Here is a 14,012-nt window from a genome sequence, read left to right as displayed (position 1 = left end):
TCACTCCACGGCCTTCAAAAGTCTCTCCCGTATTTCTTCGAGCCGCTCCGGATTGGTGATCTTGTGGCCGAATATGTCCTTCACGTAGAAGACGTCGGCCACCTGGTCCACCTTGGTGGAAATCTTGGAAACACCGATGTAAAGCCCCAATTCTGTCAGAGTACTCGTGATCTGGTAAAGGATTCCCACCTTGTCATGGGTATAGATGTCGATGACCGTATAGTCCGATGATACCTCGTTGTCGATTTCGACCCGCGCGGAAAAACGGGGCTTTGCCTTTTCAGCAAGGAGTGTTGGGCGCTGGCGCTTTGCAACGAGCGCAGCCACCGGGGTCTTGCCGGTCAGCACCTGCTGGAGATCCTCATTCACCCGCTTCCACCTCCCCTCATCGGTTATGATGAAGCCTTGGGGAGAGTTAACCTGCAGGATATCCAGGGCTTTGCCGTTGGAGCTGGTGTGGATCTGAGCGCCGAGGATATTTATCCCGTTTGCCGCCATTACTCCGGTAATCATGGAAAAGAGTCCCGGTACATCGAAGGTGCAGATGGTGAAATTGGAGTATCCCCCGTCGGACTCATGGTCCAGATGGGTGATAATTTTTTCGTGTTCAAGGGCAAGGAGCAGTTTCACATGCTCGGCGATAATCTGTGGAGCATTGGAGAGAAGATGCCGGTTGGTCATCGCTTTCAACTCTTCTTTCACTGCGGCCACTGGGTACTCGTCGCCAAGGAGTTCCAGCACCGTTCGCTTCACCTTCTTGACCCGCTCACTCCTGGCCTCCAGCCGGAAATCTCCACGCTCCAGCACGTTGAAACTCTTCTCGTACAACTCTTGGAGGAGCATCGCCTTCCACTCGGTCCAGACATCAGTCCCGACAGCTCGTATGTCGGCATAGCTGAGGAGGTAGAGCATCTTGAGGTTCTCACTCTTCTCCATCTGCCGGGCAAACTGGATGATCATCTTGTCATCATGGAGGTCGCGGCGTTGAGCAATGTGCGCCATGAGAAGATGGCTCCGCACCATGAATTCGAGCCGTTCCGAGTCCTCCTTGCAGAGCCCCATCCGGCGGGCAATGGTGGGGATCATGTCAGCCCCCTTGTCGGCGTGTCCCCCACCTTCTCCCTTGCCGATGTCGTGGAAAAGTACCCCGAGGATCAGGAGTTCCCTCTTGTCCACCTCTCTGGCAAGCCGGGTAAGAAGCGGCAGATCTTCGTCATGGTCCCCCCGCAACAGCTTTTCGATCTCTTCCACCGCAAAGAGCGAGTGGGTGTCAACGGTGTAGATGTGATAGAGGTCATGCTGAACCTTGCAGTAGATATTGCCGAACTCGGGGATGAAACGGTTCAGGAACTCCAGGTGATGCATGAGTTGCAGAGTTTCGGAGGCCCCCTTCTCGCTGCGCAGGATCGCAAAGAAGGACTGGTTGACATCCTTGCTTCTCCTGAACTTGTCGTTAATGAGGTGAAGATTCTTCCGGATCAGCGACTTCACCGTGACACTTATGGCAACGCCATGCTTCTGGGCATACTCGAATATTTTCATGAGCCGGGTCGGCTCCTTGTGGATCGCCGATTCATCGGGGATTACCAACTCGCCCTTAATGATGTAAAAGCCCTCACCCACATGCCGTCGGACAAAGTAGCCGATGATCTTCAGCGCCCTCTCCTCCCGATGTGAACATTTCGTGATGAGGGAGGAAGAAAGATGTTCAACCCGGGTTGCATGGAGGTAGTAGTCACGCATGAACTCTTCCACTGCCAAAGACTTTCCGACGTCCTTGTAGCCGAAGAACCCGGCCAGATTGATCTGGGCATCAAACGTGAGCTGATCATTCTTGCGGCCGGCATGGAAATGGAGTTCGTTTCGGATGCGCCAGAGATAGGAAAGCGCCTCGCCGTAAGCCGAGACCTCCTCCTCAGTCATGACCCCCTTAACGATCAGTTCGCGGATGTCGGAAATCTTGTACTTGATTTTCGCCACCCAGAGTGCCGTGTGAAGGTCCCGGAGCCCCCCTTCGCTCTCCTTGACATTGGGCTCGAGGAGATAGACCGATGAGCCGTACTTCTCCCTTCGCTTCCCCAGTTCCGCGATTTTCTCTTTAATGAAAGAGTCGCTCCGCTTAGAAAGGATCTGGGTCAGTATGACCTTCTCGAATTCCTTGAACAGCAAACGGCTTCCGGTAAGGACGCGTGCATCGAGCAGAGCCGTCCGCACCGTCAAGTCGGAGGCTGCCATCTCTACGCAATCCTGCAGGGTACGCACCGAATACCCAACGTCAAGCCGCATGTCCCACAGAAAATAGAGGAGCTTCTGGGCGATATCCTCCACCCGGGCCTGGTCTTTGCCTCCGTAGAGAAACATCAGGTCGATGTCCGAGTAGGGGTTGAGCTCCCCCCGTCCATAACCACCGATGGCCGTCAGGGTCAATGGTTCCCTCACCCGCCCCCTCTGGGCCACATCCCTTGTTATGCTGCGAAAGAGCTTGCGGACCAGGGTATCGGTCATGGCAGTGAGGTTGCGCACCACAACGCTTCCTTGAGCGCCGGCATTGTGCATCGCCTTGATCTCTTCCCGGTAGTGGTTCAGGAAGTGCTTGCTCGCAGCCAAATAAAGGGGACGCTTCTCCTCAAAGGAGGCACGGCCGGCATCGCCAGTCTCCTGCGAGGTGTCGGGAAAGTAGCGGTCAATGTTGAATTCCATAAAATCCCTTACCTATCGCCCGGTGCCGATTGTACGGATATACCCCTTAATTCCTTCTACAATGCCATCGGCGGCCCGATCAAGAAAGGCCTTGTCCCGAAGCCGGGCCTCCTCGGTTTCGTTGCTGATGAAAGCAGTCTCCACGAGGATGCTCGGCATGGTGGCACCCACAAGGACGTAAAATGGCCCCTGCTTGACCCCCAGGTTCCGTGTTCCCGGATAGTGACCGTTGATCTTTTTGTAGAGGGCCTTCTGGACTTCATCGGCCAGGTGGGCGGAATCGTTGAGCTTGTAGTTGGCCATGAGGTCGAAGAGAATCGCTTGCAGGAGGCTCACCTTATCCAAAGATGTGCCGTTTTCCCGGGCGGCAAGCTGGGCAGCCTTCTCGGTCTTGGCAAGATTGAGGTAATAGGTTTCTATCCCCGAAGTACCGCGGTTGAGGGATGCATTGGCATGGACCGACACGAAGAGATCGGCATTCACCTTGTTGGCGATGGCAGTGCGCTCTTCAAGGGGGATAAATACATCGGTCGATCGGGTCATGACCACGTCAATGCCCAACTCTTCCCGAATCTTCATCGCCAGTTGAAGCCCGAGGGCAAGCACAACGTCCTTTTCCTGGGTCCCCCCTGCGCCAATCGCTCCGGGGTCGTGACCGCCGTGACCCGGATCGACCACAATCCGCCGGATCTTTCCCGGCTTGAATTTGGCCACAGGCTTCGGGCTCGGTTTTTCATCACCGGTATCGGCCGCTTTCGTCGCGGCAGCACTTGCCGGTGCCGGTGCGGGCTGGACCTGCTCCGTCAGTTTCGCGAATTCCAAGGGACGTTCTCCCTTCACATCCACGATGATCCGGAAGGGGTCCGAGAGGGAAAACACCTTGAATTCCTTGATCCGGTCAACATCGAGAACCACCCGCACCACATCCGGCTTGTACTGGCCGACCCTTGCCGACTTCAGCTGCTGATCGGCTATCTGAAGGTCGTGTACGCCGGGTCCAACCCTGGCGCCGGTTATATCGAGGTATATGCGTGACGGGAGAGCATCGCCCGGATGCTGCTTGATCTGGTGGGTTTCAAAATGTGCTTCACGGTCGACGGTGATGGCAATCCGGGTGTAATCGGGGTTCGACCAATGACGCATCTCCTTCACCACGGCCGTTGCCTTAACGCTGGAGCCCTTAACGCGGCGCACCTCCTTTGCCTCGGCAGAAGAAAAAAGAAACAGCACTCCTGCAAGGGCGAAAAGAAGGGGCTCTATCCGTAACCATCGTTGCATTCTCACGTCAGACCATCCTCTTTAACTCATCGAGAATATTGATCGCCTCAAGGGGAGTGAGTGCCGCGATATTCAACCCGGCCAGCCGCTGCCGAAGGAGATCGTCACCCTGCTCGAAGAGGGAGAGTTGGGGCGACGACTTAGGTGCAGCGACCTTCTTTCCCCGGGAGATCCGCGGCACTCCCCCCTCCACATACTCCCCCTTTTCAAGGTTGTGGAGAATTTCCTTGGCCCGCTCAATGACCTCGATCGGGAGTCCCGCAAGCCTTGCAACCTGGATGCCGTAGGAGTGCGAAGCTCCCCCTTCGACGATCTTGCGCAGGAAGATAACCTGATCGTTCCACTCCTTAACCGCCACATTGCAGTTCTTTATCCTCCCCCTGGTCACGGCCAACTCGGTAAGCTCATGATAGTGGGTGGCAAAGAGGGTCTTCGCAGCACACCGCGCGGTGTCGTGAAGATACTCAGCCACGGCCCAGGCGATGGAAACTCCGTCGAAGGTAGATGTGCCGCGACCGATCTCGTCCAGAACCACCAGACTCTTCGGCGTGGCGTTACGGAGGATGGCAGCGGTCTCCATCATCTCCACCATGAAGGTGGACTGTCCCCGGGCCAGGTTGTCAGAAGCACCAACGCGGGTAAAAATCCGGTCCACCACACCTATCCGAGTCTCAGTGGCAGGAACGAAGCTTCCCAACTGAGCCATGAGGACAATGAGGGCCACCTGGCGCATGAAGGTCGACTTACCGGCCATATTGGGGCCGGTAATAATGACGAGCTGGTTCTCGCCATTGTCCAGAAGCACGTCATTGGGAACAAAACGTTCGGATACGTTGAGGGCCTCCACAACAGGATGGCGCCCCTCGGAGATGGAGAGGGTGTCCCCGTCATCGATAATTGGCCGGCAGTAATTGCGCTCATGGGCCACGTCGGCAAGGGATGCCAGCACATCAAGGGTGGCGAGGCGATCAGCCGTTCGGGCAAGCCGTTCTCCCTCAGCGGCTACACTCAGCCTGATCTGCTGAAAGAGGGAATACTCCAGCTCCACGATCCGCTCTTCGGCTCCGAGAACTTTTTCCTCGTATTCCTTCAGCTCAGGGGTAATGAAACGCTCGGCATTGGCAAGGGTCTGGCGGCGGATATAGTCCTCGGGGATGGACCCGAGATTCGTCTTGGTGACCTCGATGTAGTATCCGAAGACCTTGTTGTAGCGAATCTTGAGGGAGGAAATGCTGGTACGGGCCTTTTCCTTTGCTTCCAGGCGTGCGATGAACCCTTTCCCCTCACGGCTGATGGCGCGCAACTCGTCCAGTTCGGCATGGTAACCGTCTGCGATGATGCCCCCTTCGCGCAACACAAAGGGGGGGTCTGCCACGATGCCGCGGCCGATCAGCTCCGCCACTTCATGCATCGGGTCAATGCCCTTGCATAACTCACCCAGAAGTGCAGTGCCCGTGCTTTCAAGCAGACTCAACAAATGTGGGATTCTCTGGAGCGATGCCTTGAGGGCGACAAGGTCCTTGGCACCTGAACTGGCCAGGCTGATCCTCCCGTTGAGGCGCTCAAGATCATAGACCCCCTCAAGGGCCTCCCGAATGCCTGCACGCAACACGGGATCATTAACAAGCTCACCGACTGCATCCTGGCGTTCTTTTATTTTTTCGACAATTACCAATGGATAATTGATCCACTGCCTGAGCTTTCTACCCCCCATGGCAGTGGCCGTACGGTCCAGCAGACCAAGGAGCGACCCACGTCGCTTCCCCTCTGAAAGGGTGGCGGTCAGTTCCAGATTGCGCCGGGTGGTTTCGTCCAGGACAAGGAACTCTTGGGTCCGGTAGGCGCGGAGTTCCCGGATGTGGTCCACCCTTCCCTTCTGGGTTTCCTGGAGATAGTGGAGGACAGCCGCTGCCGCCTGAAGACCTTCGGTATATCCGTCACAGCCCAAGGCACCGGGCGATGCTACACCAAAATGGTTTTTAATGAGCCTCTCGGTGTAGTCACGGTCATAAACCCAGTCATCCACGTAGGTGAACGTCCTGCCTGCAGCCAGATCTCCCCTGCCATCGACCCGCATATTCTCACGGAAAGACGCGGGCACGAGGATTTCACGAGGATTGGCGCAGGCCACCTCCCCCCAGGCCGCATCGTGTCCCTCTACCTCGGTCAGCCGAAACTCTCCGGTGGATATATCCAGATACGCCACTCCCCAGCGACCATTGTCACCATCAAAGAGGGAGAGGAGAAAATTGTTCTCCTTGGGGGAGAGGCTTTCGGACTCCACAACAAGGCCGGGGGTGACAACCTTGACGACCTGACGTTTCACGATCCCCTTGGTAGCCTTTGGGTCCTCCACCTGCTCGCAGATTGCCACCTTCTCCCCCGCTTCGATGAGCTTGGCAATGTAGGGAGCAGCCGAGTGGAACGGAACACCGCACAGGGGGACATCGGCACCGTCTCCCCCCTTGCCGCGGGAAGTGAGGGTTATGTCAAGGATGCGCGAAGCCTTGACGGCATCATCGAGAAACATCTCATAGAAATCGCCGAGCCTGAAGAAGAGGATCGAGTCCGGATGGTCGGCCTTGATCTCCAGATACTGGCGCATCATCGGGGTGAGTTCTGACATCGGTAAAGCCTTGGTGTTAAGGGAATTGGACAGGTATCGTAGCAGAAACGGACGCGCCTTGCAAAACCAAAACCCGCAACGCTAGCGGACTTGCAATGCAGCAACAAAAAAAGCTGACCCGATGGTCAGCTTTTTGATTCTGGAGGCGGCGACCGGATTTGAACCGGTGAATAAAGGTTTTGCAGACCTTTGCCTTACCACTTGGCGACGCCGCCCTGTTATGAAAGAGAATTTGCTTTATACCTTCTTTCACAGTCGGTGTCAACATTAAATTAATCTCAGAGGTAAACCGCCGCCAGCTTGACATGCTGCATGTTTTACGGCGAAAATAGCCACTGCATTTATCCGCACAAAATCCACCGTTACCCGAGGAGGCGATCCATGGCTGAACAGATGACGTGCAGTTGCGGCGAAAAGCACCAGGGACATCTCTGTGTTCTCAAGAGCAAGGGAATGATGAAAGAAGTTAGCCATCTCACTTCAAACCCGACTGTTGTCTGCTTTATCTGCGGGTCCAAAGCAAATTCAGGCGACAATGTTTGTGAGCCTATGACGCTGGAAGAGAAATAGGGTTCATGGAATGGTTCAGCGGGCTATTACCTTCATGAACTTGGCAAGGTAGTCGGCTCCGGACCAGACGGTCATTATTGTGGCGATCCAGAGGTAGAACATCCCTGCATTGTGCATATTGACGATGAGATAGGGATTGTCAACCCCGAAAAACCAGTGGTAGTCGTAGTGGAGAAGCAGCCCTATGATAGCCACCATCTGGAAGATGGTCTTGAACTTTCCCAGATCGCTGGCGGATATGACAATCCCCTCGCTGGAGGCAATCCCCCGCAGCCCCGTAATGATGATCTCGCGGCCGAGGATTACGAGAACCATCCAGGCAGGCACCCGATTGTAGGGGAGGATCATGATGAGTGCCGCCATCACCATAAGCTTATCTGCAATGGGGTCGAGGAACTTGCCGAAGACAGTAACGATACCCATCCTGCGGGCCAGATAGCCGTCAAGCCAGTCGGTGGTTGAAGCGACGGCGAACACTGCAGCGGCCCAGAATCCCGCTTCCCGGGACGGTGACAGAAGAAGTACCGCCAAAACGGGGATCAGAGCTATTCGCAGGAGAGTGAGGATGTTCGGGATGTTCCAGATGGTTTTGGCGTTGGTGTCAGGCATGGGTACACTGATTCTCAGTTGGTGGTCTGGTAGGATTTCCTGTAAGTAAGCACCCTGTCGACATAGGTGCGCGTTTCCTGATAAGGGGGAATGCCGTTATACTGGGCTACCCGCGAAAGTCCGGCATTATAGGCTGCCAGGGCCAAGCTCTCGTCTCCCCGGAACGTATCGAGCAGAAAGCGAAGGTAGCGGACACCACCGCGAATGTTCTCCCGCGGGTCGAGGCTGTTAGCCACTTTCAGATCCCGGGCCGTCTTGGGCATGAGCTGCATGAGTCCGCTCGCCCCCTTGGGGGAAACGGCGTTGGGATTGTATCCCGATTCGGCATGGATTACAGCCTTCACCAGCGATCTGTCGACGCCGAACTCCTGGGCGCACTGGGTAATGATCGGCTCGAATTCAGCAGGGTCACGGGTAAAGCGTGCAAGCTTGAAAGTGGTGCGAAGCTTCCGGTCCCTCTTGATATCCCTCATGAAAATCTTGAACCGTTTATCGGTGGGGGCGTCGGTAAAATGAACGACCCCCTCTTCATCTTCGTACCGGTAAATGTCTGCCTTGGCGTCAAAGTACCCCACCCCCCCCAAGAGCAAGAGGGCAAGGGCCAGAATGCTGGCAACTTTCGGCATGTTTCCTCCCAAACAGCGCTGATCGGCGTCCCTGCCGAAAGCCATTCAAAATATAGACCAACTCCGAAGGCAATGCAACCCCCGCGGCATCTCAAGGGTCGTAACTATCCTTAAATACCTTGACAAAGGGGGGAGGCAGGAGAATAATCGGCATTCTTCATAAATACTTACACATCCTTTACCCAATAATAAAGGAGAAGCCCATGAAATTAGCGACTGATTTTCTTGTTATCGGCAGCGGTATCGCCGGGCTCACCTTTGCTCTCCAAGCAGCACGACACGGCACCGTGGCCCTCGTCACCAAACGCGAAGTGACGGAATCCGCCACCAACTATGCGCAGGGGGGCATCGCCACGGTCTTTTCCCAGGAAGACACCTTTGATGCCCATGTTGAAGATACTCTTGTGGCTGGCGCCGGCATCTGCCATGAAGATGTGGTGCGGATGGTGGTCGAAGAAGGCCCAAAGGTCATCCGCAACCTCATCGAGTGGGGGGTCCAGTTTACCCGCAGTGGCGAGGCATTTGACCTGACCCGCGAGGGTGGCCACAGCCAGCGCCGCATCCTCCACGCAGATGATGTCACGGGACGCGAGATTGAGCGGGCACTGGTGGCGGCGGTCCGCGAAAACCCCAAAATACAACTCTACGAGCACCACATAGCCATTGATCTGATCACCATGTCAAAGGTGACCCACAAGCGAGTCAAGCCGGACCGTTGCCTCGGCGCCCATGTTCTGGACATCGCTTCCAACAGTGTTAAGACCTTTAGGGCAAAAATCACCCTTCTCGCCACAGGCGGCGCCGGCAAAGTCTACCTCTATACCTGCAACCCCGACGTGGCCACCGGCGACGGCGTAGCCATGGCGTACCGGGCCGGCGCTACCGTCGCCAACATGGAATTCATGCAATTTCATCCCACCACTCTCTACCATCCCCATGCGAAATCTTTTCTCATTTCCGAAGCGGTGCGGGGCGAGGGAGCCATCCTACGCCGCCGTGACGGAACTGCGTTCATGGAGAAATATCACAAACTGAAGGATCTGGCCCCCCGCGACATCGTGGCAAGGGCCATAGACAATGAGATGAAGACCCATGGCGACGACTGTGTCTACCTGGATATCACCCACAAAGACCCGGAATACGTCCGCACCCGCTTCCCCAATATCTACCAGACATGTCTGGAATTCGGCCTGGACATGACTAAAGAACCGCTGCCTGTGGTTCCTGCGGCCCACTACCTTTGCGGCGGTGTGGCGGTGGACATGAACGGTGAAACTGACGTAAGCCGTCTCTATGCCATCGGTGAGGTAGCTTTCACCGGCCTCCACGGCGCAAACCGCCTGGCAAGCAACTCCCTCCTTGAGGCGGCAGTATTAGCAGGACGTGCCTACAAACGGGCGGTTGAGGAACTGCAACAGAACCACTTCGAGTTTCCGGACATCCCCGAGTGGGATGCGGGAACAGCCACCGACAGTGACGAAATGGTCGTCGTCTCCCAAAACTGGGACGAAATCCGGCGGTTTATGTGGAATTACGTGGGAATTGTCCGTTCAGACAAGCGTCTCGAGCGGGCACAACACCGCATCCGCTTGATCCAGGAAGAAATTGACGACTACTACTGGGATTTCACCATCACCTCTGACCTTATTGAGCTGCGAAACATCGCCACGGTGGCTGAACTGATCGTCAAATGCGCCCTGCAACGGAAGGAATCCCGCGGCCTCCACTACACCATCGATCACCTGGAACGTGACGACGTGCACTGGAAGAAAGACACTTTCTTGAAAAAACAGTTCTGAGGAACCTCTTGCATGACGATAGACGAACTGAGACAGGAAATTGACCGGATGGACAGCGAGCTTCTCCGGATCTTCAACCGGCGGGCTTCCCTGGCGCTGGAAATCGGCTTGATCAAGAAGGAGCGCGGGCTTCCAGTCTACGACCCCAAGCGTGAAAAGCTTATCTTCGAGAGAATGAAGGCGGACAACCCGGGGCCCCTCGATGACGGTGCAATCGTGCGTCTCTTCGAGCGTGTGATCGACGAATCGCGCCGGCTGGAGCGGATCATGACCCACCCGGAAGAAACCACCGGCAAGGAGGAGCTGTAATGCTCATCATCATGAAGAAAAGTGCCACTGAAGAGGCACTTGTGGAGATAAAGGAATACCTGATTTCCCGGAATTTTGACATTCACCAGTCGACTGGAGTCAACCGGACCATCATCGGCGTCATCGGCGATACCGATTCCCTTGACTCCGCCGAACTGGAGCGGATGCCCGGCGTACTCCAGGTCGTGAGAATAGCGAAGGAAGAGTGATGAAAAGGGGGCCAGGGACAAAAGCTTTATTCTCAACCCCCCCTAATACACCGCCATTGCAGCATAAGCCACCACCCGCCGGTTGTCCCCCGTTACATCCCCGCTTGTTGCGTAACTGATCAATTCTGCCTTGCTAGCCCCCAAAGCCTTGGCTGCCACCAGCATGACCGTTGCGGGAATGACTCCGCACATGGTGATGTTTTTCCGACGGCAGATCTGCACCAGTCCCTCCGGATTCAGCGCCAGCACCTCGGCAATGGCCTGCTCATCCTTTGCCCGGGCAGCGTCGGCTGACTCATAGTGAGTCATGTCGGAACTCGCCACGATGAGGACATCTTCGCCGAACTCTCTGATCGCCCTCGCAATCCCCTCCCCCAAAATCCTGCACCGTTCATAATCACCGAATCCGAGACAGATCGGCACAATAGAAACATCAGTGCGACAATACTGGAGGAAAGGCACCTGAACTTCGAGGGAGTGTTCGAACCGGTGGGCCGACGTCTCTGGCTCCACGAACGGGACATGCGTCTGCACCAGTTGAGAGAGGCGAACGTCAATGGGGACGGAGCCAAGGGGGGTGAGCCATTCTCCCTCGGCATACAGGGCGGCGACGGCTCCGAAACCGTGGTGATTGGGGCCGAGGATGACAACGGTCGACGGTATCTCGATGGCACCGTACACGGCACCTGCAACGTGACCGGAATAAACGTAGCCTGCGTGGGGGGCCACAATACCCTTAACTCGCTGCTTCATGGTGTCGGCAGGTATCATCCGCTGAAGATCCCCCCGCAACCGTTTCGGCTCATCGGTGTAGAACTGTCCGGCAACTGCGGGCTGGCGTATCATCCGCACCCCCTCGTTCGACAAACGATCAGCACTAACTATAGCAGAGATTCGCCCAGACAACAGTGCCTTACAACAGCTCCCTGTCATCCTCGGGCTGCTCCAGCGGGAGTTCCTCCTGCTGTTCGTAGGACGCAGTTTCCGACAGGTCACGAATTTCCTTGAGGGTTGGCAGGCTCCGGAGGTCCTTGAGGCTGAAGAGCTCAAGGAACTCCCGAGTGGTACCGTAAATGAGCGGTTTTCCCGGAATGTCTTTCTTCCCGAGAATTTTGATGAGTTTCTTTTCCAGGATGGTCTTCAGGACACCGCCGCAATCGACTCCGCGCAGATACTCAATTTCGGCACGGGTCACCGGTTGGCGGTAGGCTATAATGGCAAGGGTTTCAAGGGCGGACTGGCTGAATTTGACTGGCCTGGTTTTTGTGAGGCGCCGAAGATAGTCGGCATTTTCTACGGGGGTGCGGAACTGGTAGCCGGAAGCCACCTCAACCAGGACAACTCCCCTCCCGTCCTGCCCGTACTCCTCCTGAAGCGCGCCCAGTGCATCCCGGATATCTCCCCGGTCAAACTCATCGAGGAAGGTGCAGAGACGGTCGAGGGTCATCGGGGCATCGGCAACGAACAGGATGCTTTCGACAATGGACTTAAGATTCGGCATCGACGAGACTCCCCTCCCCCTCCATGACCGCAGGCTGTATCCAGATAGAACCGTAGCGGTTTGCCTGGACCACCTTCACCATCTTGAGCTTACAGAGCTCAAGCACAGCCAGGAACGTGGCAATAAGGAAATCCCTGTTGAAGTGTTCGGGAAAAAGCTCGTCGAAGAGAAGTGATTCCTTCCCCTCCAGTAGCGAGAGGATCTCATTGATCCGCTCCGCGATGGTTATCGACTCGGCCCCCACCTCGTGGAAGCTCTCCTCGGAAACCCGGTCGAGAACCTTCCGGAATGCCTCTATCAGCTCGAACAGTTCCACCTCGACCGGTTCCTCCTCGGGCAGCATCTCCGCCAGCTCGGGGGAGATAAAGCTTCGGGCATAGGTATCCCGGCCGAGCATATCTCGCCCGGTCAGGGATAGCGCCGCGTCCTTGTACTTCTGGTACTCGAGAAGACGCCTTACCAGCTCGGCCCGCGGGTCTTCCTCCTCCTCTTCCGCGGCATCTTCATCGGCCGGTGTCGGGAGAAGCGTCTTCGACTTGATCTGGATGAGAGTTGATGCCATGACGAGGAACTCGCCGGCAATCTCCAGGTTGAGCTCCTTCATCATCTTGATGTACTCAAGGTACTCTTTCGTGATTATTGAGAGGGGAATATCATAGATGTCCACCTCATTCTTCCTGATGAGGTGGAGCAGGAGGTCGAGGGGCCCCTCGAAGACCTCGAGCTTCACCGTATAGGAGGAGCTCTCCTCATCCTGGTAGAGGTCAAGATTCCCGCCGTTGCTCATAGATTGAGGGCATCCCGCACCTCTGCCATGGTTCGCGCGGCCTCGGTTGCGGCACGGGCCTCACCTTCGGCGAGGATTTCGGCCACGAGCCCCGGCTTTTCGGTGAGTTCGTCGCGGCGTGCCCGGTAGGGGGCAAGGGTCTGGACCAGGTACTCGGCCTGGAGCTTCTTGCACTCAACGCAACCAATGGCGGCGCTGCGGCACCCTGCGTAGATGTCTGCCTTCTTCTCTTCGGGGAGGTAGAGACTGTTAAGGGAAAAGGCAACACAACGGTCAGGCTCTCCCGGATCGCTCCGCCGGACCCGCTGGGTATCGGTAACCATGGACATCACCTTCTTGCGGGTTTCGTCGGCACTCTCCGAGAGGAATATAGCATTGCCGTAGGACTTGCTCATCTTGCGGCCATCGAGCCCCAGTACCTTGGGCGTCTCGGTGAGAAGCGCCGCGGGCTCCGGGAAGACCTCTCTGTTGTAAAGGTAGTTGAAGCGCCGTGCGATCTCTCGGGTGATTTCCAGGTGGGGGAGCTGATCGTGTCCCACCGGAACCTTTGATGCCTTGTAGACGATGATATCCGACGCCATGAGGACCGGATAGCCGAGAAAACCGAAGGTGGAGAGATCCTTGGTGGAAAGGTTCTCCTGCATCTCCTTGTAGGTGGGGTTCCGCTCAAGCCACGAAACCGGCGTGATCATGGAAAGGATCAGGTTCAGTTCGGCGTGCTGGGGTACGCGGCTCTGCCGGAAGATAACGCACTTGGCTGGATCGACCCCGAAGGCAAGCCAGTCGAGGATCATCTCGTCGGTGTTCTGACGTATACCTGCGGTGTTGTCGTATTCGGTGGTAAGGGAGTGCCAGTCGGCGGCGAAGAAGAAGCATTCATACTCTTCCTGAAGCTCCCGCCAGTTGGCAAGCACGCCGTGAAAGTGGCCCAGGTGAAGTTTCCCGGTTGGCCTCATGCCGCTGACTATCCGCTTGTTGCTCATTCGTCTGCTCCTTTT

Annotated in this window: 13 protein-coding genes and 1 tRNA gene; 4 read left to right on the top strand and 10 right to left on the bottom strand. The window is 56.3% G+C overall.

The window, feature by feature from the left end; translation table 11 throughout:
* The 4 genes from glnD to KI811_RS03970 all read right to left on the bottom strand — a co-directional run bounded on the left by glnD (position 1) and on the right by KI811_RS03970 (position 6,819).
* The gene (gene glnD / locus KI811_RS03985) at positions 1 to 2,700 is read right to left on the bottom strand and encodes a [protein-PII] uridylyltransferase (RefSeq protein ID WP_214185206.1); all 2,700 of its coding nucleotides are present in this window, start codon (positions 2,698 to 2,700) and stop codon (positions 1 to 3) included.
* A gap of 12 nt (positions 2,701 to 2,712) precedes the next feature.
* The gene (locus KI811_RS03980) at positions 2,713 to 3,984 is read right to left on the bottom strand and encodes an N-acetylmuramoyl-L-alanine amidase (protein ID WP_214185205.1); all 1,272 of its coding nucleotides are present in this window, start codon (positions 3,982 to 3,984) and stop codon (positions 2,713 to 2,715) included.
* A gap of 1 nt (position 3,985) precedes the next feature.
* Complete coding sequence (mutS, locus tag KI811_RS03975; protein ID WP_214185204.1) at positions 3,986 to 6,604, bottom strand: DNA mismatch repair protein MutS; 2,619 nt, start codon at positions 6,602 to 6,604, stop codon at positions 3,986 to 3,988.
* 140 nt (positions 6,605 to 6,744) lie between these two features.
* Positions 6,745 to 6,819, bottom strand: a tRNA-Cys gene (locus KI811_RS03970).
* A 166-nt stretch (positions 6,820 to 6,985) separates the two neighbouring features.
* On the opposite strand from KI811_RS03970, the gene KI811_RS03965 reads away from it, so the two are divergent.
* Entirely contained in the window at positions 6,986 to 7,174 is a 189-nt protein-coding gene (locus KI811_RS03965; protein ID WP_214185203.1) for a hypothetical protein, read from the top strand.
* 15 nt (positions 7,175 to 7,189) lie between these two features.
* Here KI811_RS03965 and pgsA read toward each other — a convergent pair whose 3' ends face one another.
* Complete coding sequence (gene pgsA / locus KI811_RS03960) at positions 7,190 to 7,783, bottom strand: CDP-diacylglycerol--glycerol-3-phosphate 3-phosphatidyltransferase (protein WP_214185202.1); 594 nt, start codon at positions 7,781 to 7,783, stop codon at positions 7,190 to 7,192.
* A 14-nt stretch (positions 7,784 to 7,797) separates the two neighbouring features.
* Positions 7,798 to 8,409, bottom strand: coding sequence for a lytic transglycosylase domain-containing protein (locus KI811_RS03955; protein ID WP_214185201.1), 612 nt, complete (start codon positions 8,407 to 8,409; stop codon positions 7,798 to 7,800).
* Positions 8,410 to 8,612: 203 nt separating this feature from the next.
* On the opposite strand from KI811_RS03955, the gene nadB reads away from it, so the two are divergent.
* Genes nadB through KI811_RS03940 form a run of 3 tightly spaced genes read left to right on the top strand, consistent with a single transcriptional unit; the run spans position 8,613 to position 10,726 of the window.
* Entirely contained in the window at positions 8,613 to 10,208 is a 1,596-nt protein-coding gene (gene nadB / locus KI811_RS03950; RefSeq protein ID WP_214185200.1) for an L-aspartate oxidase, read from the top strand.
* 12 nt (positions 10,209 to 10,220) lie between these two features.
* Complete coding sequence (locus KI811_RS03945; RefSeq protein WP_214185199.1) at positions 10,221 to 10,517, top strand: chorismate mutase; 297 nt, start codon at positions 10,221 to 10,223, stop codon at positions 10,515 to 10,517.
* Complete coding sequence (locus KI811_RS03940) at positions 10,517 to 10,726, top strand: hypothetical protein (RefSeq protein ID WP_214185198.1); 210 nt, start codon at positions 10,517 to 10,519, stop codon at positions 10,724 to 10,726. Before KI811_RS03945 ends, KI811_RS03940 begins: the two co-directional genes overlap by 1 nt.
* A gap of 42 nt (positions 10,727 to 10,768) precedes the next feature.
* Here KI811_RS03940 and amrB read toward each other — a convergent pair whose 3' ends face one another.
* The 4 genes from amrB to trpS all read right to left on the bottom strand — a co-directional run bounded on the left by amrB (position 10,769) and on the right by trpS (position 13,997).
* A complete protein-coding gene (gene amrB / locus KI811_RS03935) occupies positions 10,769 to 11,572 on the bottom strand; it encodes an AmmeMemoRadiSam system protein B (RefSeq protein ID WP_214185197.1) in 804 nt (267 codons plus the stop codon).
* A 67-nt stretch (positions 11,573 to 11,639) separates the two neighbouring features.
* Positions 11,640 to 12,227: an SMC-Scp complex subunit ScpB gene (scpB, locus tag KI811_RS03930; RefSeq protein WP_214185196.1), complete on the bottom strand. Its 588-nt coding sequence runs from the start codon at positions 12,225 to 12,227 to the stop codon at positions 11,640 to 11,642.
* Entirely contained in the window at positions 12,214 to 13,014 is an 801-nt protein-coding gene (locus KI811_RS03925; protein WP_214185195.1) for a segregation and condensation protein A, read from the bottom strand. Before KI811_RS03925 ends, scpB begins: the two co-directional genes overlap by 14 nt.
* Positions 13,011 to 13,997, bottom strand: coding sequence for a tryptophan--tRNA ligase (gene trpS / locus KI811_RS03920; RefSeq protein ID WP_214185194.1), 987 nt, complete (start codon positions 13,995 to 13,997; stop codon positions 13,011 to 13,013). Before trpS ends, KI811_RS03925 begins: the two co-directional genes overlap by 4 nt.
* Positions 13,998 to 14,012 lie beyond the last annotated feature (15 nt).

It is taken from the genome of Geobacter hydrogenophilus, from assembly GCF_018501225.1.
GTDB lineage: Bacteria > Desulfobacterota > Desulfuromonadia > Geobacterales > Geobacteraceae > Geobacter > Geobacter hydrogenophilus.
This window is presented reverse-complemented; position numbering and strand designations above follow the sequence as displayed.